At 70.1% G+C, this 21283-nt stretch carries 16 protein-coding genes; 12 read left to right on the forward strand and 4 right to left on the reverse strand.

Annotated elements, in window-relative coordinates:
* Positions 1-441: a hypothetical protein gene (locus RV986_RS14630; protein WP_475917820.1), complete on the reverse strand. Its 441-nt coding sequence runs from the start codon at positions 439-441 to the stop codon at positions 1-3.
* Positions 442-872: 431 nt separating this feature from the next.
* On the opposite strand from RV986_RS14630, the gene RV986_RS14635 reads away from it, so the two are divergent.
* From RV986_RS14635 to RV986_RS14650, 4 genes are all read left to right on the forward strand, one after another.
* Positions 873-1331, forward strand: coding sequence for a hypothetical protein (locus tag RV986_RS14635; protein ID WP_475917821.1), 459 nt, complete (start codon positions 873-875; stop codon positions 1329-1331).
* Between the two features lie 4 nt (positions 1332-1335).
* Positions 1336-3624 carry a hypothetical protein gene (locus tag RV986_RS14640; protein WP_475917822.1) on the forward strand — a complete coding sequence of 763 codons (2289 nt, stop codon included), beginning with the start codon at positions 1336-1338 and terminating at the stop codon, positions 3622-3624.
* A 1-nt stretch (position 3625) separates the two neighbouring features.
* The gene (locus RV986_RS14645; protein WP_475917823.1) at positions 3626-4321 is read left to right on the forward strand and encodes a hypothetical protein; all 696 of its coding nucleotides are present in this window, start codon (positions 3626-3628) and stop codon (positions 4319-4321) included.
* Between the two features lie 99 nt (positions 4322-4420).
* Entirely contained in the window at positions 4421-4645 is a 225-nt protein-coding gene (locus RV986_RS14650) for a hypothetical protein (RefSeq protein ID WP_475917824.1), read from the forward strand.
* A 132-nt stretch (positions 4646-4777) separates the two neighbouring features.
* On the opposite strand, the gene mycP is transcribed toward RV986_RS14650, so the two are convergent.
* Both mycP and eccB read right to left on the reverse strand, forming a co-directional pair.
* Entirely contained in the window at positions 4778-5998 is a 1221-nt protein-coding gene (gene mycP / locus RV986_RS14655; RefSeq protein WP_475924285.1) for a type VII secretion-associated serine protease mycosin, read from the reverse strand.
* A gap of 112 nt (positions 5999-6110) precedes the next feature.
* A complete protein-coding gene (gene eccB, locus RV986_RS14660; RefSeq protein WP_475917825.1) occupies positions 6111-7640 on the reverse strand; it encodes a type VII secretion protein EccB in 1530 nt (509 codons plus the stop codon).
* Positions 7641-7837: 197 nt separating this feature from the next.
* Here eccB and eccE point away from each other — a divergent pair, with 197 nt between their 5' ends.
* From eccE to RV986_RS14700, 8 genes are all read left to right on the forward strand, one after another.
* The gene (gene eccE, locus RV986_RS14665; RefSeq protein ID WP_475917826.1) at positions 7838-9166 is read left to right on the forward strand and encodes a type VII secretion protein EccE; all 1329 of its coding nucleotides are present in this window, start codon (positions 7838-7840) and stop codon (positions 9164-9166) included.
* A complete protein-coding gene (locus RV986_RS14670) occupies positions 9166-10017 on the forward strand; it encodes a hypothetical protein (protein ID WP_475917827.1) in 852 nt (283 codons plus the stop codon). The genes eccE and RV986_RS14670 overlap by 1 nt, the downstream gene beginning before the upstream one ends.
* Positions 10018-10346: 329 nt before the next feature.
* The gene (locus RV986_RS14675) at positions 10347-13583 is read left to right on the forward strand and encodes an SCO5717 family growth-regulating ATPase (protein WP_475917828.1); all 3237 of its coding nucleotides are present in this window, start codon (positions 10347-10349) and stop codon (positions 13581-13583) included.
* Positions 13584-13945: 362 nt separating this feature from the next.
* The gene (locus RV986_RS14680; RefSeq protein ID WP_475917829.1) at positions 13946-15883 is read left to right on the forward strand and encodes an ABC transporter substrate-binding protein; all 1938 of its coding nucleotides are present in this window, start codon (positions 13946-13948) and stop codon (positions 15881-15883) included.
* Between the two features lie 53 nt (positions 15884-15936).
* Entirely contained in the window at positions 15937-17007 is a 1071-nt protein-coding gene (locus RV986_RS14685; protein ID WP_475917830.1) for an ABC transporter permease, read from the forward strand.
* Positions 17004-17954: an ABC transporter permease gene (locus tag RV986_RS14690; RefSeq protein ID WP_475917831.1), complete on the forward strand. Its 951-nt coding sequence runs from the start codon at positions 17004-17006 to the stop codon at positions 17952-17954. Before RV986_RS14685 ends, RV986_RS14690 begins: the two co-directional genes overlap by 4 nt.
* Entirely contained in the window at positions 17951-19189 is a 1239-nt protein-coding gene (locus RV986_RS14695) for an ABC transporter ATP-binding protein (protein WP_475917832.1), read from the forward strand. Before RV986_RS14690 ends, RV986_RS14695 begins: the two co-directional genes overlap by 4 nt.
* The gene (locus tag RV986_RS14700) at positions 19186-20196 is read left to right on the forward strand and encodes an ABC transporter ATP-binding protein (RefSeq protein WP_475917833.1); all 1011 of its coding nucleotides are present in this window, start codon (positions 19186-19188) and stop codon (positions 20194-20196) included. The genes RV986_RS14695 and RV986_RS14700 overlap by 4 nt, the downstream gene beginning before the upstream one ends.
* Positions 20197-20302: 106 nt before the next feature.
* On the opposite strand, the gene RV986_RS14705 is transcribed toward RV986_RS14700, so the two are convergent.
* Positions 20303-21256, reverse strand: a complete 954-nt coding sequence (locus RV986_RS14705; protein ID WP_475917834.1) for a bifunctional riboflavin kinase/FAD synthetase — start codon at positions 21254-21256, stop codon at positions 20303-20305.
* Positions 21257-21283: the final 27 nt, after the last annotated feature.

Consider the following 21283-nt stretch of genomic DNA (forward strand, 5'->3'; position numbering starts at 1 on the left):
TCACAACCTCATGCCGCTGTTGCCGTCACCAGCGTGCTTGTCATCGCCCTGAATCTCCTGGATCTGGGTCTGGATCTCCCAGAAGCGCCGACGCTGCTCCTCTTCCAGCTGGTCGAATCCCCGATACGCGCCCTGAACGGCGATGCCGATCGCCTCGATCTGCAGGTGCAGGGTCCTCGACAGAGAAGTGAGCTTCTCGTGGACCGTGTTGTACTGGTTGTACAGGTCGTGCGCTTCAGGGAAGGCAGCCTGGTGCCCGCTGTTCAGCGACCCTGCGTTGATCGTCTGGGCGCCGACCCGCTTCGGGTTGCCGGCCGACGACTCAAGGTCGCTCAGAACCGCGTCCACCCGCTTCATGAACGTGCCCAGCGCCTCACCACTGGCCTCCAGGTTCGCTGCCCTGGAGGCCGACACGCCCCCCACCATGTCTACCGGAAGCATGACGCTCCCTCCCCGTTTCCCCGTGTGTCTGTCGAATGAGGCTCTCGCCCGCTCTCCGTACGATCGCAAAGCGAACCGGACCTCACACCGCCTTTACCACTCTAGTCAACCTGCACATCCGGGCCAACCGGCCCGCGTGTTAACTCAGTTACGGGACCGCATCAGACGCCGCACTTTGTCCAACTTTGCCAGCCTGTTGTGAACGGAAGCACAGCCCCTCCGCACCGCACCCAGCGGGACCCTGGTCCACCATGAGCGCGGTCGACGCGGTCGACGCGGGCGGCGCGGCACCGTTTGCGATCTTCATCAAACTTCTACACATGCTTGATCACGACTACGTGGCAACTCCCCTGCCAGGCGAACGGAGTTGTTAGCGTGCTTTCAGAGGACGGTAAGCGGTTGGTGAGATACACGGGGGAAGGGGCCTGCGGATGGCATGGGACGAATGGGAGCAGCTCAAGGGTGAGGCACTGCGGCGCCAGCAGAGTTCCACGCACATGCAGCTCAACCAGCTCCCGGCCGATCCCGGCGGTGGGAGCGGCAACCCGCAGGGTGACCTGGCTGTCAGTCAGAGCGACCTCGCCGCGGTCGGCAACGCCGCGTACGAGTTGCATCAGGCCTTCGAGCACTACAGCGACCACGCCCGTATCAGCTCGATGAAGGCCGCGGGCGGCCTGAAGAGCGAGGGCTACGAGATCGGTTCGGCACTGGACCACGTGGCCCAGCACTGGGTGGACCAGGTCCAGTCGCTCCTCGACGCGACGGCCCACATCTCCAACCACCTCGACTACACCAAGGGCGCGCACGCGGGCGACGAGGTCTACATCGCCGGCACGATCAGCAGCATCACCACGCTCGACAAGGGCTTCGACGAGCGGAAGGCCGACTGAGACGATGGATCTCGACGCGCTCCGCTACGGCAACTTTCACCAGCTCGATGAGGCGATCACCGACTGGGAGTGGATGGCGAAGCAGCTCAAGACGCTCGCCGCGGATGCCGACAAGAACCTCAAGGGCAAGGCCCACAAGGCCAACTGGGCCGGCTTGAACGCCACCGTCACCCGCGAGTTCATCGACAAGACGGCTGACGAGTTCTCCGACGCCCACACCCAGGCCGACACGGTCGCGAACATCCTCAGTGACACCCGCGGGGAGCTCATCGGCTATCGCACTCAGGTCAACGACGCCATCGAGCGCGGTACCAAGAAGAATCTGACCGTACTGGACACGGGCGACGGCGCCTTCGTGGTGACCAGGACCACCCGCCCCGACTGGGCATCCGATCCCAGCGGTCGGGACGACGGAACCAGCCAGCAGGACGCCAACGCCCTGCGCGACGAGATCCAGCGCATTCTCGACAAGGCCGCCGAGAGCGACTCCACTGCCGCCAAGGTACTGCGCCTCATCGTCGACCAGGCCAAGTACGGCTTCTCGGGCGCCGACTACGAGGATCGGGCCTCCGCGGCGAAGGCCGTCGCAGAGGCCGACGCGATGGCCAAGATCCTCGCCAAGAACCCGCACGACGTGACGAACACGGAACTCGCCACGCTCAACGCCAACCTGGCCAAGTACAAGAACGACCCGCTCTTCGCCGAGGAGTTCGCCGAGCGTGTCGGACCCAAGAAGCTCCTCACCTTCTACGCCGGGATCGCCGACCCCTACCAGCCCGGGTACGACCCCGAACGCGGCAAGCAGGCCAAACAGCTCCAGAAGAACCTCGGGATCACCATCGGCCAGGCCACGCTCTCCGACAGCGACAGGATGGAGGGCTGGGAGAAGCAGATGATCGGGCTCGGCCCGGACCAACTCGGCATCGACGACGCGAGCAATCCGACCGGCTACGCGGTCATGAGCAACCTGATGCGTTTCGGCGACTACGACGACCAGTTCCTCAACGACTACGGCGACAAGCTCTTGGCCTACGACAAACAGGTCAACGGCGAGGGCATCAGCCTCTGGGTCAACAACGCCAATCAGGGTGACCTCAACTACTGGGGATATAAGAACGACCGCGGCCGCGACCCCGTGACAGGCTTCCTGGAGGCACTGGGACACAACCCGGACGCCTCGTCGCAGTTCTTCGCCCAGCCCGACGGCTCGGGAGACACGGTCAACAAGGACTCCGAGGTCAACGAGCACCTGAAGTACCTGACCAAGGATCGCGTGTGGATGTCCGACATCACGCTCGATGGCAAGCACGGCTACGTCGCCGGACGCGACTCACTCGGCCACGCCCTGGAGGCCGCCACGACCGGCTACCCGTACGACGCAAGCGCGGACACCATCAAGGCCGGCGGCGAACACCGCACTGCCGCGACCGCGGGCGTCATGGAAGAGGTGGCCTACCTCTACAGCAGCGAAGACGGCCCGAACATGCTCCACAACCAGCCCGAGCTGGCCGACAGCCTCGGCAAGATGGCCGGTGCGTACATCGACGACATCGACTACAGCCTGTCCGGCCTGGGCGACCATGCGCGCGACGGCGGAGACTTCCCTGCCGCGTACGGAGGGCCGCGCGCCAACTTCGGAAACCAAGGGGCGATCAATTTCCTCAGTGTGCTCGGGCAGAGCGAGACGTCTCACGGCATCGTCGTGTCCGCACAGCACCTCTATACGGCCAGCCTGTTGGATGCGAATCCGCCCACGAGCAGCACGAACTACGATCGCGGCGTGGACGCCCTGTCCATGGAGGCAGAGGCGAGGGGCATTCTCGACCACTCTCGAGTGCAGCAGGCGACCTCTGACTACGGCGCCGAGTCGGATGACGCCAACAAGTCTCTCGGACGGTCGGCGGACTGGGGCAAGCTGATCGCGGGCACGGCTGTCGGTCTCGGCGTCGCGGCGATCCCGGTGCCCGGATCGACCGCGGCGGGCGTGGCCATCGCGCCCATCGCCGCGGACTTCGGCGGTGAGGTCGTGAACACCTTCATCGGCCAGGAGATCGACAAGGCGACCGACGGTGCGGAGCAGGACCCGGCGGAGAAGGCCCAGCTCACCAGTCAGCAGTTCTACGGCAGGGGCGTTGACGATCTCGGGGAGAGTTATGAGAGTTACTTCTCCAAGTACGAAGAGGCAGGCGGTAAGGCCGACTCGCAGCAAGTGACCCAGAGCCTCAAGGCGACCTACGAGGCGACGGGCTCAGCAGAGGACGACTTCCGGGGCAGGTCCCCGCACAAGGACTGAGATGCATCAACCACTGAGAAGTTGGACGTTCCCCCGGGCTGCCGCCCCCGTACGCCAAGGATTTCTCCTGGCCCTGAGCGCGGCGCTTTTGGTCTCCGGCTGCTCCAGTTCGTCGGGCGGCAAGGAGCAGCCGGCGGGGGTCTCCGCCCAGCAGGTCTGCGACGGCACCCTGGACGCCGAGGCCACTGCCGCGGTGGTGCGGCTTTCTGGCACCAAACAGTTCACAGAACTCACCGGAACCAACGACGCAGGTGAACCGAACAAGTTCTCCGTGGCCAGGGCTGTGCAACATCTGCACGACGAGACGACCCGGCGAAGCCGCTGCAACATCTACAAGGCCAGTGGCGACAATGATTTCCCGGTTCTCCAGATCCAGTTCTACGCGGCGAAACAGCACCCGCAACCTCTCAAGGAAGCGACCAGGAATCTGGTGCCTTTCGCTGTGGGCACCTATGCGGCAACCGGGACCAACGGAGCCGATCTCTACTTCGCCTGCGTCACCAGCGGAACGGCCAACTCGTTCATAGGAAACACGCAGTACGTCAAAGGAGAGATGACGTCATCGTCCTCGCCCCTCCGGAGCGACACCGACGCCAGGGATCACATGGTGATCCTCAACTCCATCGCCCGCGCAGTAGCCGCCAAGGCAGGTTGTGCCTCGAAGGCTCGTCTCCCTGCCAAGGTCCCGGCGACTTGATGCGCGAGCGCACGCTCCGCCCGTTGCTGCGGCGAGCGGGTTCCCACTGCTGTCCCCTCTCGAACGGACCTCGGAGGACATCCAGAGGCCCTGTGTGGGGTGCCCGTTCCCACCGACGCGCTCTCTCGTCTTCTGCCCGTCTCCGACAAGGACCTCACCGCCGGCGAGGCGAAGGGTTCGAGTAACGACGTGGAGAAGGAAGACATCAGCACCCTCGTCAAGGTCTTGAAGTCGGCGAGGTCGGACGAGTCGGCATTGAAGAGCCTGATTTCCGCGTACACGGCTGCGCTCCAGAAACAGCAGCCTTGTAAACCCGGAGCCTGAGTCGGCTGGCAGCACGGAGTTCGGGTGCCGAACGGCCGAGGCCGTGGCGCCAGGCACGCGCACGGTCCGCCGGGAGGCAGCCCGCCCTTGGCGACAGGACGGCCGGCGCCGTGGTGATCACGACCGGCTTCGTCAGGCCTGACCGTCCAACCCCCGCCGCCGCCTCCGCGCATCCCGCACCGCCACAGCCGTCCCCCCCAGTCCCGCCACCGCCACAAGGCCCCCGACCACCACGTATGTCGCCAGGCGGGTGTTGCGTTCGTCCGCTGTTTCGCCGAAGTGGAGGGGGGTGACCGCGGGGGCTTCCGCCTTGGTCGGTCCCTCCTCGGCCCGGGGGGTCTCCACGGGGTGGGCCGGGTCCACGTCGGTGAGGGCCTTGACGGGGTCGACGACGCCCCAGCCGACCAGGCGGTCGTGGCCGGACACCGAGCGTTCCGCGGTCTGTTCGATCTGGGCGACGATCTCGCGGGCCGTCCACTCGGGGTACTTGGACTTCAGGAGGGCCGCCACGCCGGCCACGTAGGGGGCGGAGAAGCTGGTGCCGTTGTCGGAGCAGTGGCCGCCGCCGGGGACCGTGGAGATCATGTCGACGCCGGGGGCCGCCACGCCCACGAACTCTCCCGACTGGGAGAAGGAGGCGCGTTCGTTGTTGCGGTCGGAGGCCGCCACCGCGAGGACGCCCTCGTACGACGCCGGATAGGTGATCTTGACGTTGCCGCCCAGGCCGTCGTTGCCCGCCGAGGCGACGACCACGACCCGTCGGCCGAGGGCGTAGTCGATGGCGTCCTTCAGCCGCGTGTCGGGTTCCACCGCGTTGGCCGTGTCCTGGGAGATGTTGATGACCTCGGCACCCTTGTCGACCGCGTAACGGATCGCCCGGGCAAGGGTGTCGGCCGTGCCGTCGCCCTCCGCGTCGTTCTGTTTGACCGGGATGATCGTGGCGTCGGGGGCCAGGCCCACGAAACCCGTTCCCTTGACGGCGCGGGCCGCGATGATGCCGGCCACGCGCGTGCCGTGGCCGACGGTGTCGGTGGTGCCCTGGGCGTTGCCGCGGTCGATCTTCTCGCCCTTGGAGTTCTTGACGGGGAGGTTGTTCATGCCCTTGGACGCGTCGACGGCGTGGGTGAGCTGCGGGTTCTTGATGTCGACGCCCGTGTCGATCACAGCGACCTCGACGTCCTTGCCCGTGGACTGCGCCCACAGTTCGTCGAGGTTGACGCGCTGCAGCGCCCAGGGGCGGCCCGAGTACTGCGTGGACGGGAACGTGCACTGGCCGCTGTCGTCCGCCCGGGCGGCGGTCGACGGCAGGGCCAGTACCGAGGTCGTCGCGGTGAGGGCGGTAGCGGCGGCCAGGGCCGCGGTCCTGGTCACGGCGCCACGGATCCTCGTACCGCGTCCTTCCCGGAACCGTGCCGTCCTCGACGTGCCTGCGTTCAGCATGAGTTCGTTCTCCTCCCCGCCGCGGCTACGAGCCCTGCGGCTGCCGTGCCGCCGCCTCCGACAGGCGCGGGCCGGTCGGCAGGAACGTCGACCACTCCGCGGGGATGGGCGTGGGGGTGACCTTCTCGTAGCCGAGGTGGGTCTGGGCGATCCTGGCTTCGTTCAGCTCTTCCTTGCGCTGCTTGGCGGAGCTGCCGATGCCGCTGTCGTCGGTGGCGCTGTCGCTGTTGGACTGCAGGGCGTAGCGCAGGCCCGTGTCGGTGACCAGGAACACGCCGCCCGCGTCGGTCTCCGTGCCTTGGAACTGGCGGAAGAGCTGGCCGGAGCCGGCGGTGACGTACGCGCTGGAGGAACCCGTGGGCAGCTCCGCGGGGAAGTCGGTGCCCACCCAGGTGGAAAGGGTGGTCCTGCCCTTGTCCTTCCCGTCGACCGAGCGCAGGACGTTGCAGACCGTGTTGCGGCCTGTGGTGGCACTGGCGCCGTCGTTCACCGTCTTCGGCTTGTACGTCGGCCAGTTCCCCTCCCCGCCGAACGTCGTGCTGTCGACGACCGCACCGGGGCTGACCTGCTGCGCCTCACCCGCCTGCCCGACCCCGACGAGTTCTCCGCTGTTGAGCAGCAGCGTGGCGGTGAACTCGGAGATACGGGCCACCTCGCCACTCAGCACCACGTAGTACTGCATCCGCCGGCCGTCGTACGCCTTGATGACCATGCCGACCTTGTCGTACTGCTCAAGGAGGCTGGAGGCGCCCGCCTTCGCGCCCGGTGTGCCGGTGATCTCCGGAATGGAGATCGCGTCGCCCTGGTGGAGGGTGTCGAGCCATTCCTGGGAGACGCGCTGCGGGGCGCGGCCCTGGGTGTCGAGGGCCTTGAGCAACTCCGTGTCGGTCGGCCGGGCCAGCCGGTACTTCGTGCCCTGTGCGTCGACGACGTACTGGGTCCTGCCGTCCGGGGCGACGACGTACATCAGGTCGCCTCCGGAGAGCTTGTCGCGGCCCTCGGTCCTGGACCAGTCCTTCTTGGCGAGGACGAACGCCGCCTTCTGGATGGCCCGTCCGCCGGCACTGGGGCGCTCGCAGACCGCCCAGTGTTTGGCGGCCTCGGCCTCGCCGGAGGAGGGGAGGCGGTCGGGGGCGTAGGGGATCCCGATCGTGGCGCCGTGCGGAGGCTTGCCGCTGTCCAGGATCTTCTCGTCGACGGTGATGACGCTGTCCTTGCTGGGGGCCAGGAGGAGTCTGGCGGAAGCCATGTTGAGGACCGGGTGCAGCTGCGCCTGCTTGCCCGTCTTCAGCACCACGTACCTCGTGGTCGACTCACTCGCGACGATGACGTGCTCCTCCGGCGCGTCCCACCCTTTGGGCGCGGTCGGGCTGAACATGCCGATCGCGCCGAACACCGCGAGGATCACCACGCCGACGACGATGCCGGGCACCAGCGCGCCGAGCGGTTTGGGCGCACCTTCCTCGGAGCCCACCGGCGAGGGCTGGAGAAAGGACGCGAGGGTGCGTCGCTTCGCGAAGGTGTAGGCGTTGAGCTGGTCCCGCCGAGATGCCATGTGTGCCCGTGTCTCCCCGTGAATCGCCTGGGCTGCGCTCGGGGGTCACCGTCCCCCGCCCTTCGTTGTCAGACCGGCCCCCTACTATGCCTGGTACGGGAGCGGACTTGTGGAGCGGGTAGGGTATCGGCGCCTTCAAGGGCCCTGTGCGGTGGCGTTGTTCCAGCGAGTTGTGAGGAAATCGGGGGGATGCAGTGATGGCTTCCGGAACGCGGTTCCGGTCGCGTGACCGGTCGCAGGAGCGAGGCTCCTCGTCGGCCCGGTCACAGCGGTCCGCCCCTCCCGCGGGGCCTCAGGGTCAGCCGGGGGCCGTGCACCTCAAGGTGCGTCCCGGACAGTCGGGTTCGTTCCGGTTGCAACGGATCGTTCTGCTGGAGATCGCCGCCGCCGCGCTGCTCGTGGGATGGGTCGTCGGTCCGCTCGCGCTGATGTCGGCCGCCGTCGTCGCGGTCGTCCTCGTCCTGCTCGCGGTCGTACGCCGCCGGGGTCGCTCGCTGCCCGAATGGCTCGCCACGGCACGGGCGTTGCGGGCGCGACAGCGGCGCGCGGCGAGTACGCCGATACCGCCCGGTACGGAGCCCGGTCTCGCCCCGGCCGTGGAGTGCGACCCGGGCCTTCGCACGTCCTCGTACAGCGCCCGGGACCGGCGGCCCGTCGGTGTGATCGGGGACGGGACGTTCGTGACCGCCGTCCTTCAGGTGGAGGCCGACGCCACCGCGCTGCGGGCCGAGCGAAGCCGTCAGCCGCTCCCCCTCGGGCTGGTGCGGGACGCGCTGGACGTGGACGACATCCGTCTGGAGTCCGCGCAGATCGTGCTGCACACACAGCCCGCGCCCGCGCTGCATCTGCCGCAGCAGTCCGTGGCCGTCAGCAATTACGCGCCCCTCCAGTCGCAGACCGGGGCGCCCGCCGTGCGCATCACCTGGATCGCGTTGAAGCTCGATCCGGAGCTGTGCCCGGAGGCGGTGGCCGCGCGCGGTGGCGGACTCGTCGGGGCGCAGAAGTGCGTCGTGCGCGCCACGGACCACCTCGCGAGTCGGCTCACGGGGGCGGGATTTCGTGCCACCGTGCTCAATGAGGAGGAGTTGACGGCCGCGGTGGCGACCTCGGCGTGCGCCAACCCTCTGGTGACGGCCGAGGCGGGGCGGACCGACGTGCCCGCGCGGCGGACCGAGGAGTCCGGCCGCAGCTGGCGCTGCGACAACCGCAGACATACGACGTACTGGGTGCGGCGCTGGCCCCAACTGGGCGGTGGCGGCGGACCGTCGCTGCCGCAACTCGTCGCGCTGCTCACGGCGGTGCCCGCGCTGGCCACCACCTTCAGCCTGACGCTGCGGCGCGGTGAACGCCAAGAGGTGTCGCTGTGCGGGCACATGCGGGTGACCGGGCGCGGCGACGACGAACTGGTCGCGGCGCGGCGCTCCTTGGAGCAGGCCGCTCGTCAGGCCGGGACGGGGCTGGCCCGGCTCGACCGCGAGCAACTGCCCGGTGTGCTCGCCACGTTGCCTCTCGGGGGTGTTCGATAATGGCCATGACCACACGCGGGACCAACGGGTCGACCGCATCGGGGGCGTACGGGACGTCACCCGCTCCGGGGGCCGGGACACGTCAACCCGGGTCCCTCGACGGGTCCGGAACCTCTTCCCGGGCCTCGTCCTCGGGGCGGTTGCGTGCCCAGGTGCGCAGCGGATTCGGGCTGATCGGGCCTCGGCACGGGCGGCACGCGCTGTCCCCCGAGCAGGTCGACTCGCTCGCGCTGCCCATCGGGGACGACGGGGTCGTCATCGGGGTGGACGCCGAGGGGCAGCCCGCCGTGCTGGGGCTCAACCGGCCGACACCGTACGACGTCGTCCTGATCGGCGGCCTGTGGACCGCGCAGGTGCTCGCGCTGAGGGCGGCGGCCACGGGTGCGCGGGTTGCCGTGGAGACGGGGCGGGCACCGGCCTGGATGCAGATGGTGCACGCCATGGGGGGCGGGCAGAACGGCATGAGCGTGCACGACGTGGGCCGGGTTCCGCCGCAGGGCTCCTCGGCCGGCAACCCCGTGCTCGTGGTGCGCGACTGCGGGATGCGGCCGCCGCGCGGGCGCGTGGTCTCCGGCCCCTGGCAGTCGGTGCTGACGCTGTTGCCGTATCTCAGCCCGATGGCCCCGCGGCTGCTGCGGCAGGCGCGGCTCGTCGGTGTGCAGCGGGTGTCACCGGACGAAGCCGCTGAAATAGGACGGGCGTTGGCGCTGCCCCGGGGCGATGTGGACTCACTGCCCACGCTCGCCGACGGCGTCACGCTCTGGTGCGCCGACCGCGACCGGCAGTATGTGATGACGCAGCCCACGGACGCCGAGACCGGATTGTTCGGTACGCCGCGCAGGATGGACTGAGTCGACGCGCCCTCGGCGCAACCCTGGTCCACCTTTGGGCACTTGAGACCTATTTCACCCTTTACCGCACCCAGCCCGTTCACCACGATTGCCCGGTTTGTTTACTTCCCTCGCGCGTGTGCACACCGCCGCTGGGCAGGGTGAGACGGAGTGGGCCCGAGCGGAGGGGCGGACGGGCCTGCCGTCGTGGCGCTCGTGGTGATTAGGCTGGGACCGGGCGCGACACACACCCCCTCGACCACCCCGTCGACGGACTGCCCGCGCCCCGCGCGAAGAGAACCGTCGCGCAGGCCCGGCATTGAGGGTGCTTGACCACACCAGGAGGAACTGTGAACAGCGATCGGGACGGGATCCGCGGGGGCTGGGCCACACCCGGCGATGACCAGTCCGACGCGGAGTCCGCCGTCGAGGCGACGGGCGAGTTCACCATCGACTACGCGCCGCCCGCCTGGTACACGCAGAACGCGTCGGGCAATTCGCCGCAGGCGTCGCCGACTCCCGCTCCACCGGCGGCTCCTGCACCGGCGGCTCCTGCGCCGTCCGCTCCGCGGCTGCCGTTCCAGCCGGCCCCGCCGGTGCATCCGACACCGCCGGTGTCGGCACCGCAGCCCATGTCGGCACCGCAGCCCGTGTGGTCACGGCCGACCGTGCCGGCCGACGAGGCGGGTCTCGGCAGCGGTGACATCGAGAGCGGCACGACCATGCGTTTCTCCGCCGCCGCTCTCAAGCGTGAGTTCACGGAGCGGGACGCCGCGGCGCAAGCGGCCGCGGAGCCGTCCGCCGCCCCTGCGGGGGCCACCGCTGCGGCCGGAGAGCCGGTCGGTGCTGCGCAGGACGACAGCGGCACGGCCGGCGGTGGCACGGCCGGCGGTGACTTCGAACTGAGTGCACCCGCCGTGGCGGTCGCCGGGCGGGAATTCGCCACACCCTCCGGTGACGTCTCGCCTTCCGGTGACACAGCGACCTCCGGTGGCGCCACAGCCGGTGGCGGAGCCGCCGCAAAGGAGGCAGCGTCCGCGCAGCCGGAGGACTCGGACGCCGGCACGAGTGAGCACGACGGCACGAGTGAGCACGACGGCATCGGCGGCACGCCCGGGGGCGACGGTTCCGACGCCCCCGAGTCCGCCGCGGGACACGGGCAGCAACCCGCTGACGCCGTGTCCGACGTGCCGGACCCTGTCGGTGGCGAAGCCGACGGCCCGCAAGGTGCGGCCGAGGCTTCGGAGCCCTCGGCAGACGCGGGCGACGACCTCGACCGCTTCGAGGAGTCCGCGGACACCACCGCCGACGCCGGCACCACCGCCGACGCGGAGGGCGGGCAGCCCGCTGCCGCCGCGACCACGGAGGCCGTGCCTCAGGACGCGGCGGAACCGAACGCCCTGGACGACTGGCCCCAGAACATCGCGCCGGACGCCGGCACCGACGTATCCGAGGACGCCCAGGCAGCCCCGCCCGCCTGGGCTCCCCCGCCGCTGCCGCAGAGTGGGCTGCCGCCGCTGCCGCCCGCCTACCAGCCCGCCGCCCCGGCCCCGGCCGCCCAGTGGCCCTCGCCCCAGCCGGTCATGCCGCCGACGCCCGATTCCCCTCAGCAGCCGCAGCCGACGGCCGCGCAGGGGCAGCCGCCCGTCCCACCCCAGCCGGCAGGCGCACAGGGGCAGCCGCCCGACCCGCACCAGCAGGGCGGCCACGACTTCCCCCAGCAGCGGCCCCACCCGGGCCCGCCGCCGGTCCAGCCGCCGGTCCAGTCGCCGGTCCAGTCGCAACCGCCGGTTTCCCCGCCGCAGCCGCCGTTCCAGCCGGGGGCCCCGCAGCCCGCACCCGCGGCCTGGAGTCCGCCGACCACACCGCCGGTGCCGGGCCCCGTACCCCCTCCGGCCGCCGAGGCGCCCGTCCCCGCGCCGCCCGTCCCGCCCGCGCCGCAGGACGGTTACGGCTTCCCCCACCCAGGGATTCCGGCGCCGGCCGCGCCCAACCCCCCGGTCCAGCCGAGCGGTTACGGCTTCCCGCCGCCGGGCGTCCCGGGCCCGCCCCCGCCTCCGCCCGCACCGCAGCAGGGCGGCTACGGGTTCCCGCAGCAGGGCGTTCCGCAGGCCCCCCAGGCCCCCGGCCCGCAGTCGGGCTACGGCTTCCCTCAGCAGCAGCCGTACCCCGGCCCGCCGCCGGAGGCCCAGCAGCAGGCGCAGCCGCAGCCGCAACCTCAACCGCAAGCCCATCCCCAGCCCCACCAGCCCCACCCGCACCCGCACCCGCAGGCCCCCGTAGACCCCCGCGCCGGTGGCGCCTGGCCGCAGCCCATCCAGCACGACCAGCGTCAGCCGGTCAACCCGGCCGCCGCTCCCCTCGGGTACACCGCCGCGGTGGAGCTGTCCTCCGATCGCCTGCTGAACAACAAGAAGCAGAAGGCCAAGAGCGGTCGTCCCTCCGGCGGCTCCTCGCGGTTCCGGCTCGGTGGGAAGAAGGAGGAGGCCGAGCGGCAGCGGAAGCTGGAGCTGATCCGGACGCCGGTGCTGTCCTGCTACCGGATCGCCGTCATCAGCCTCAAGGGCGGCGTCGGCAAGACGACGACCACCACCGCGCTCGGCTCCACGCTGGCCACCGAGCGGCAGGACAAGATCCTCGCGATCGACGCCAACCCGGACGCGGGGACGCTCGGGCGCCGCGTGCGCCGCGAGACCGGGGCCACCATCCGCGACCTCGTGCAGGCGATCCCGTACCTCAACTCGTACATGGACATCCGGCGGTTCACCTCGCAGGCCTCGTCCGGTCTCGAAATCATCGCCAACGACGTCGACCCGGCCGTGTCCACGACCTTCAACGACGAGGACTACCGGCGCGCGATCGACGTGCTGGGCAAGCAGTACCCGATCATCCTGACCGACTCGGGCACGGGGCTGCTGTACAGCGCCATGCGCGGAGTGCTCGACCTCGCCGACCAGCTCATCATCATCTCGACGCCGTCCGTCGACGGTGCCAGCAGCGCCAGTACGACACTGGACTGGCTGTCCGCGCACGGGTACGCGGATCTGGTCTCGCGGTCGCTCACCGTCATCTCCGGGGTGCGCGAGACCGGCAAGATGATCAAGGTGGAGGACATCGTCAGCCACTTCGAGACGCGCTGCCGCGGTGTCGTGGTCGTGCCGTTCGACGAGCACCTGGCCGCGGGCGCCGAGGTCGACCTCGACATGATGCGGCCCAAGGTGCGGGAGGCCTACTTCAACCTCTCCGCGATGGTCGCCGAGGACATCGTGCGCCACCAGCAGTCGCACGGGCTGTGGACGTCCGACGGCAACCCGCCGCCGGTGGCCGCCCCGCCGATGCCGGGCCAGTCCCAGTATCAGTATCCGTACGCTCCTCCGGCGGCACCGATGCCGGGCCAGTCGGCTCCCGGCCACCCCTACCCGCAACAGCCCGGCCAGCCCTACCCGCAACAGCCGGGTCAGGCGTACCCGCAGCCCCCACACCCTCCGCAGCCCGGTCAGCCCTACCCCCCGTACCAGGGCCAGGATCAAGGCCAGGCCCCCCAAACCCCTCCCCCACCCGCGCCCCCTCAGCAGTCCCAGCAGTAACGAGAACCAGACACCCGTCACGGACACCGTCACGGACATCCGTCACCCGATCGGCCCCTTCCAAGGGGCCGATTCGGCGCCCGGGCCCGCACCGAATCTCACGGTGCGGGCCTTTCCCGTATCCAGGGGCGTCACAGGCCGTCAGGCCGTCACCTGGAGGGCTTCAAGGGTCTGAACCAATGAGCGAAAAATACGCGCCAACTCGTTATTTCCGCAGGCCACATGGGGTCCACGCGCCGTTGACGCCCGGAGACCGCCGCTGATAGACACACACATCAACCCCGCCGGCGTCCCCCGATCCCTCTGATCCAGTAGGTCAACCAGCCATCCCTGTGCGAGCGATGACGCGAGGTCAGCGACCCATGAACAGACAAGCTCAGCCCACCGGAGGACACCTGCGCCCCCGGCTCCTCGCCGCCGCGGCCGCCGCCGCGCTCACCCTCACCGCCGGCCTCACGACCCCGCTCAACCCGGCCCCGCAGCAGGCCCGGGCCCAGCAGAGCACCCAGGCCGGCACCCAGGCCGTGCTGGGCGCCCAGGCCATGCAGAGCACTCAGGCCATGCAAAGCACTCAGGCCAAGAAGAGCAAGAAGGTCCTCACCGTCGCGGTCGCGCAGAGCGTCGACTCGCTGAGCCCCTTCCTGGCCTCACGCCTGCTCAGTACGAGCATCCACCGGCTGATGTACGAGTACCTGACCAACTACGACGCCGCGGACAACCACACCGTCCCGGGCCTGGCCACCAAGTGGGAACCGTCCGCCGACAAGCTCACCTGGACCTACACGATCCGGTCGAACTCCAAGTGGTCGGACGGCCGGCAGGCCACCGCCGAGGACGCGGCATGGACTTTCAACAAGATGATGACGGACCAGAGCGCGGCCACCGCCAACGGCAGCTTCGTCACCAACTTCAGGAAGGTCACGGCCCCGAGCCCCACCCGGCTCGTCATCGAGCTGAAGAAGCCGCAGGCCACCATGGGCGCGCTCGATGTGCCGATCGTCCCCCAGCACATCTGGGAGAAGGTCGAGGACTTCTCGAAGTTCAACAACGACCAGAGGTTCCCGATCGTCGGCAACGGTCCCTTCGTCCTGACCGACTACAAGGCCGACAGCTATGTCCGTCTGAAGCCGAACAAGACCTTCTGGCGCGGTGCCCCCAAGTTCGACGAGCTGGTCTTCAAGTACTTCAAGGACCAGGACGCCGCGGTGGCCGCCCTGCGCAAGGGTGAGGTCTCCTTCGTCGCGGGCTCCCCCGCGCTGACCCCCGCCCAGGCGGCATCCCTCCAGGGCGAGCCGAACATCAAGGTCAACGACGCCCCCGGCCGCCGCTTCTACGCCCTGGCCACCAACCCCGGCGCCCAGGCCAAGGACGGCAAGCACTTCGGTGACGGCGCCGAGTCGCTGCTGAACCAGAAGGTGCGTCAGGCGCTCTTCATGGCCGTCGACCGCAAGACCCTCATCGACAAGGTCTTCCAGGGCCACGCCGTCGAGGGCGAGGGATACATCCCGCCGCGCTTCTCCACGTACCACTGGAAGCCGTCCGCGAGCCAGGAACTCGCGTACGACCCGGCGAAGGCCGCCCAGCTCCTCGACGCGGCGGGCTACAGGAAGAACGCCGACGGCAAGCGCGTCGAGAAGAACGGCAAACCGATCGACTACCGGATCCTGTGCCACGCCACCGACCCGAACGACAAGGCGGTCGGACAGTATGTGAAGGAGTGGTTCGGCAAGCTGGGCATCGGTGTCACCCTCGACTGCCTCGACAACGTGACCGACCCCTGGCTGGCCGGCGAGTACGACCTGGCCTTCGACGGCTGGTCAGTCAACCCGGACCCGGACTTCGTACTGTCCATCCACACCTGCGCCGCCCTGCCCGCCACCGCCAAGGACACCGGCGCGACGGACAACTTCATCTGCGACAAGAAGTACGACGAGCTGTACGACCAGCAGCTCGCCGAGTACGACACCGCCAAGCGGGCGGAGATCGTCAAGCGGATGGAGTCGCGGCTCTACGACACCGGGTACATGAACGTCATGGCGTACCCGAACGCGGTCGAGGCCTACCGCACCGACCAGATCAAGTCGATCGAGACGATGCCGAAGGCCGCGGGCAACATCTACGGCCAGGACGGGTACTGGAGCTGGTGGTCGGCGGTTCCGGCCGACGCCTCCGGTGCGTCCTCCGACGGTTCGAGCTCGACGGGCGTCATCATCGGCATCGTCGCGGGCGTGGTCGTCCTCGTGGGCGTCGGGGTGTTCTTCGCGATGCGGCGCCGCGCCACGGCCGAGGACCGCGAGTAGCCCGCCCCCGCCCGCACAGGGCACCCATGAACGTACGAGCGAATGAGTAGTTCATGACCGCTGAGGCAACACCCTCGCTGGTCGAGGCGGCCGACGGTCCGGCTCAGGCCGGACCGTCGTCGGCCCGTGGACCGCGGGCGCGTACCACCCCCGCGTATCTGCGGTACGTGGCGGGCAAGCTGGGCGGCGCGGCCGTCTCGCTGCTCGCCGTCCTCGTCACCAGCTTCTTCCTCTTCCGTCTCATCCCCGGCGACCCGGTGAAGTACATGACGGGCGGCCGTCAGGTGTCCGCCGGGCAACTCGCCCACTATCGCGAGGAGTTCGGGCTCGACCTGCCGCTGTGGCAGCAGTTCACCGACTACTGCGGCAAGGCCCTCACCGGCGACCTGGGCACCTCGTACCAGTTCCGGGCACCCGTCATCGACAAGATCACCGAGGCGCTGCCGAACACCCTCCTCCTCACCGGCACGGCCTTCGTCCTCTACACCGCGCTCGGCATCTTCATCGGTACCCGCTCCGCCTGGCGCAACGGCGGCGTGAGCGACCGCCTCAACACCGGCCTGGCCCTGACCCTCTACTCCATCCCGTCCTTCTGGCTCGGGCTGCTGCTCATCATCGTCTTCTCGGTGGGCATGGGCCCCGTCCCCGGCCTCTTCCCGACCGGCGGCATGGAGTCGGGGGGCAAGGAGGGCTTCGCGTACGTCGTCGATGTCGCCCACCATCTGATCCTGCCGGTGGTGACGCTGGTCGCCGTCGAATACGGGCAGACCCTGCTGGTCACGCGCTCGGCGCTGCTCGACGAGATGGGCAGCGACTATCTGACCACGGCCCGGGCGAAGGGCCTCAGGGACGACCTCGTACGCCGCCGCCACGCCGTGCCGAACGCGCTGCTGCCGACCGTCACGCTCATCTTCATCAACCTCGGCCGGACGGTCGCGGGCGTGATCCTCGTCGAGACCGTCTTCTCCTGGCCGGGCCTGGGCGGGCTCTTCTACCAGGCGCTGAGCGTGCCCGATCTGCCACTGGTCCAGGGGCTGTTCTTCGTCTTCGCCTCGGCGGTGATCGTGATGAACACCCTGGCCGATCTGATCTATCCGCTGCTGGACCCACGGGTGGGCCGATGACCACGACCGAGTCGGACGGGCCGATGACAACCGAAGCGACCTCGCAGGTGGCCACGGCCGGCCCGCGCACCCTGGCCTGGCAACGGCGCCGCCACTCCGCCGCCCGCTTCTGGCAGCAGTACCGCACCCACCGGGCGGGTGTCTTCGGTCTCGCCGCCCTCGCCCTCTTCGCGCTCATCGCCCTGACCGCCCCGCTGACCGTGGGCTCCCATGTGCAGAGCGTGACGGACGCGCCGGGCCGGCCGATGGAGAGTCCGAGCACCCGATTCCCCCTCGGCACCGACCAGTTCGGACGCAACCTGCTCGGGCTCGTGGTCTGGGGCGCCCGGGTATCGCTGCTCGTCGGGCTGCTCGCGGCCGTGCTCTCCGTCGCGATCGGCGCGCTGATCGGCATCACCGCGGGGCACTTCCGCGGCTGGTACGCGACCGTGATCATGCGGATCACGGACTGGTTCCTGGTCATGCCGACCCTGGTGCTCGCGATCGCGCTGATGACCGTGATGTCGCGCTCGATCGGCACGATCGTCCTGGCGATCGGCGTCACCACCTGGCCGACCACGGCCCGGCTGGTCCGGGCGCAGACCCTGGCCGTGGAGTCGCGGCCGTACATCGAGCGGGCGAAGGCGCTCGGCGGCGGGCACTGGCACATCATGTCCCGGCATGTGCTGCCCAATGTGATGCCGCTGGTGCTGGCGCAGACGACGCTCATCATCTCCTCCGCGATCCTCGCCGAGGCGACGCTCGCCTTCCTCGGGCTCGGGGATCCGACCGTCGTGTCCTGGGGCGGGCTGCTGCAGGAGGCGCGGGAGGCGGGTGCGGTCAGCGCGGGCAAGTGGTGGTACCTGGTGCCGCCGGGAGTCGCGATCGCGGTGGTCGCGCTGGCGTTCACGCTGTGCGGGCGCGCGGTCGAGTCCGTGCTCAACCCCAAGCTGGGAGTGACCCGATGACCGGTCCCACCGGGAACCCGCTCCTGGAGGTCAGGAACCTCGAAGTGACGTACGCGGGCGGTGCGGCCGCCGTGCGCGGTGTGGACCTCTCGCTCGACGCGGGCCAGAAGCTCGGCATCGCGGGCGAGTCCGGCTGCGGCAAGTCCACGCTGGCTCTCGCGCTGCTGCGGCTGCTGCCCGCGGGCACGCGGACGAGCGGGGAGATCCTGCTCGACGGCGAGGACGTCCTGACGATGAAGTGGGGGCGGGTGCGGGCGGTCCGCTGGGCGGGCGCCTCGATCGTCTTCCAGGGCGCGATGCACTCCCTCAACGCCGTGCACCGCATCGGCGACCAGATCGCCGAGCCGATCCTGCTGCACAAGAAGGCGACCCCGGCGGGCGCGCGGAAGAAGACCGGCGAGCTGCTCGAACACGTGGGCCTGCCCGCCGCCCGCGCGAGCGCGTATCCGCACGAGCTCTCCGGGGGGCAGCGCCAACGCGTCATGATCGCCATGGCGTTGGCCTGCGACCCCCGGCTCGTCATCGCCGACGAGCCGACCACCGCCCTCGACGTGATGATCCAGGCGCAGATCCTCCGTCTGATCGAACAGCTCGTCGCCGAGCAGCGGCTGGGTCTGGTCATGATCAGCCACGACCTCGCGGTCCTCTCCGACACCTGCGACCGGCTCGCGGTGATGTACGCGGGCCGCGTCGTCGAGGAGGGCCCGGCCCGGCAGGTGTACGAGGCGGCCCGGCACCCGTACGGCAAGGCCCTGTCGGCGGCGTTCCCGCGCATCGGCGACCCGGCCTCGCGGTTCGCGCCGCGCGGACTGCCGGGCGACCCGCCGGACCCGTCCGCGCTGCCGTCCGGCTGTACGTTCCATCCCCGGTGCGCGGTGGCGCTGGACAGCTGCGCGACGGAGGACCAGGCGCTGCGGGAGGCGGGCGCGGGGCGGCGGGCCGCCTGTGTGCACGCGGGCGCGACCGTCCCCGAGCCGACCGCCCCACCGGAGGCCAAGCCGGACACCCCGGCAGAGCACGAGCCGGACACCCGGGCAGAGCACGAGCCGGCCGACCCACCGAAAGACAAGCCGGACACCCCCGCTGAGGCCAAGCCGACCATCCCGTCGGCAGACAAACCGGACACCCCGGCTGAAGACAAACCCGCCACCCCGGCGCAGCACAAGCCGGACACCCCCGCGGAGGACAAGCCGGACACCCCGGCGGAGGACGAGGCCAGGAGCGGCACCCCATGACGACGACCACGCCGACGACAACCCCCGTGACGACCGTGCCCCTCCTCCGTGCGGAGGGCCTGCACATCGCCTTCCCCGGCCGCCACGGCGCCGCCCGCGCCCGGGCCGTCGACGGGGTCGACCTCGACATCCGCCCCGGCGAGATCGTCGCCCTGGTCGGCGAGTCGGGCTGCGGCAAGACGACGCTGGCCCGCTCGCTCCTCGGCCTGGTCCCGCCGACCGCCGGCCGCGTCACCTTCGACGGCCGACCGCTCGACTACTCCGCCCGCGCCCTCAAGGCCTACCGCAAGCGCGTCCAGTTGGTCCTGCAGGACCCCAGCGGCTCGCTCAACCCCCGGCACACGGTGTACGACGCGGTGGCCGAGGGGCTGCGTATCCACCGGTACGGCGGCGACGAACGGGCGGCGGTGGCGGAGGCCCTCTCCCGGGCCGGACTGCGCCCGCCGGAGCGCTTCTTCCTCCGCTACCCGCACGAACTGTCCGGCGGCCAGCGCCAACGGGTCGTCATCGCGGGCGCGTTGGTCCTGGAGCCCGAACTCATCGTCGCGGACGAGCCGGTGGCCTCCCTGGACGCGTCGGTACGCGGCGAGATCCTCGCCCTGCTCCTGCGGCTGCGCACCGAACTCGGCCTGTCCGCGCTGGTGGTGACCCACGATCTGGGGCTGGCCTGGAACATCGCCGACCGGGTCGCGGTGATGTACCTGGGCCGGATCGTGGAGACGGGTGAGGTGGAGAAGGTCCTGACGGCGCCCCGGCACCCGTACACCCAGGCCCTGTTGTCCGTCCTCCCGGAGGCCCCGGGCGACCCGGTGGTCCTCACCGGCGAACCCCCGGACCCCTCCCGCATCCCCTCCGGCTGCCGTTTCCACGCCCGCTGCCAGATCCTGGCGAGCGGGGAGGCCGAGCGGGCGGGCGTCGCGGACGCCTGCCGGGGTGCGGACCTGGAGGTGCTGGGCGGAGGCGGCGAGGCGCAGGTGGCGTGCCACTGGGCGCGGGCATGTACCTGAGAACGGCGGCCGGTGCGCGGCCAGGCACCGGTCGCCCCGGCTCCACGAGGCACCGGCCGCCCGGCACCCCAAGGCACCGGCCGCCCCGGCCTCGTAGCAGCGGGACCTACTCGGTCTCGTACGCCCCGATCAGTTCCCGGGAGCGCTTCACGTCGTCGGCGATGGCTTCCAGCAGCGCCTCGATGGAGGCGAACTTGGCCATGCCGCGGACGTAGGCGAGGAAGTCGACGGCGACGTGCAGGCCGTACAGGTCGAGGCCGACGCGGTCGATGGCGTAGGCCTCCACCGTGCGCTCGGTGCCGTCGAACTGCGGGTTCGTGCCGACGGAGATCGCGGCGGGCATGGCCTCGCCCTCGACGTGCAGCCACCCGGCGTAGACGCCGTCGGCGGGGATCGCGGTGTGCGGGAGGGTCTCGACGTTGGCTGTCGGGAAGCCGAGCTCGCGGCCGCGCTGGGCGCCGCGGACGACGACGCCCTCGACGCGGTGCGGGCGGCCCAGGATCTCGCGTGCGCCCTCCACATCGCCCTCGGCGACCAGCCGCCGGGTCAGGGTCGAGGAGAAGGGCTGGCCGCCCCCGGCGGAACCGCTCACATACAGCTCGACCACCTCGACGTCGAAGTCGTAGGTCGCGCCCTGCTCGCGCAGGAAGTCGACATTGCCCGTGGCCTTGTGGCCGAAGCGGAAGTTGGGGCCCTCGACGACGGCCTTGGCGTGCAGCTTGTCCACCAGGACCTTCACCACGAAGTCGGCGGGCGACAGCTTCGAGAACTCGGTGGTGAAGGGGAGGATGAGCAGCGCGTCCACGCCCAGCTCGGCGCACAGCTCGGCGCGGCGGTGGTGGGGGGCGAGCAGCGGGGGGTGGCTGCCGGGGCGCACGACCTCGCTCGGGTGCGGGTCGAAGGTGACCACGACGGAGGGAACGCCCAGTTCATGGGCGCGGTCCACGGCATGCTTGATGATCAGCTGGTGTCCGCGGTGCACCCCGTCATAGGAACCGATGGTGACGACGCTGCGCCCCCAGTCCTCGGGGATGTCCTCCAAGCCACGCCAGCGCTGCACTGTGACCGCTCCTTGTCGAACCTGTGT

It is taken from the genome of Streptomyces sp. RLA012 (assembly GCF_056270325.1).

Excerpts from the sequence above, each read along its gene's own strand:
- RV986_RS14700 (WP_475917833.1), top strand. The coding sequence starts at position 19,186 with ATGACGACGACCACGCCGACGACAACCCCCGTGACGACCGTGCCCCTC.
- eccE (WP_475917826.1), top strand. The coding sequence starts at position 7,838 with ATGGCTTCCGGAACGCGGTTCCGGTCGCGTGACCGGTCGCAGGAGCGA.
- RV986_RS14635 (WP_475917821.1), top strand. The coding sequence starts at position 873 with ATGGCATGGGACGAATGGGAGCAGCTCAAGGGTGAGGCACTGCGGCGC.
- eccB (WP_475917825.1), bottom strand. The coding sequence starts at position 7,640 with ATGGCATCTCGGCGGGACCAGCTCAACGCCTACACCTTCGCGAAGCGA.
- RV986_RS14640 (WP_475917822.1), top strand. The coding sequence starts at position 1,336 with ATGGATCTCGACGCGCTCCGCTACGGCAACTTTCACCAGCTCGATGAG.
- RV986_RS14630 (WP_475917820.1), bottom strand. The coding sequence starts at position 441 with ATGCTTCCGGTAGACATGGTGGGGGGCGTGTCGGCCTCCAGGGCAGCG.
- RV986_RS14670 (WP_475917827.1), top strand. The coding sequence starts at position 9,166 with ATGGCCATGACCACACGCGGGACCAACGGGTCGACCGCATCGGGGGCG.
- RV986_RS14680 (WP_475917829.1), top strand. The coding sequence starts at position 13,946 with ATGAACAGACAAGCTCAGCCCACCGGAGGACACCTGCGCCCCCGGCTC.
- RV986_RS14645 (WP_475917823.1), top strand. The coding sequence starts at position 3,626 with ATGCATCAACCACTGAGAAGTTGGACGTTCCCCCGGGCTGCCGCCCCC.
- RV986_RS14695 (WP_475917832.1), top strand. The coding sequence starts at position 17,951 with ATGACCGGTCCCACCGGGAACCCGCTCCTGGAGGTCAGGAACCTCGAA.
- RV986_RS14690 (WP_475917831.1), top strand. The coding sequence starts at position 17,004 with ATGACCACGACCGAGTCGGACGGGCCGATGACAACCGAAGCGACCTCG.
- RV986_RS14685 (WP_475917830.1), top strand. The coding sequence starts at position 15,937 with ATGACCGCTGAGGCAACACCCTCGCTGGTCGAGGCGGCCGACGGTCCG.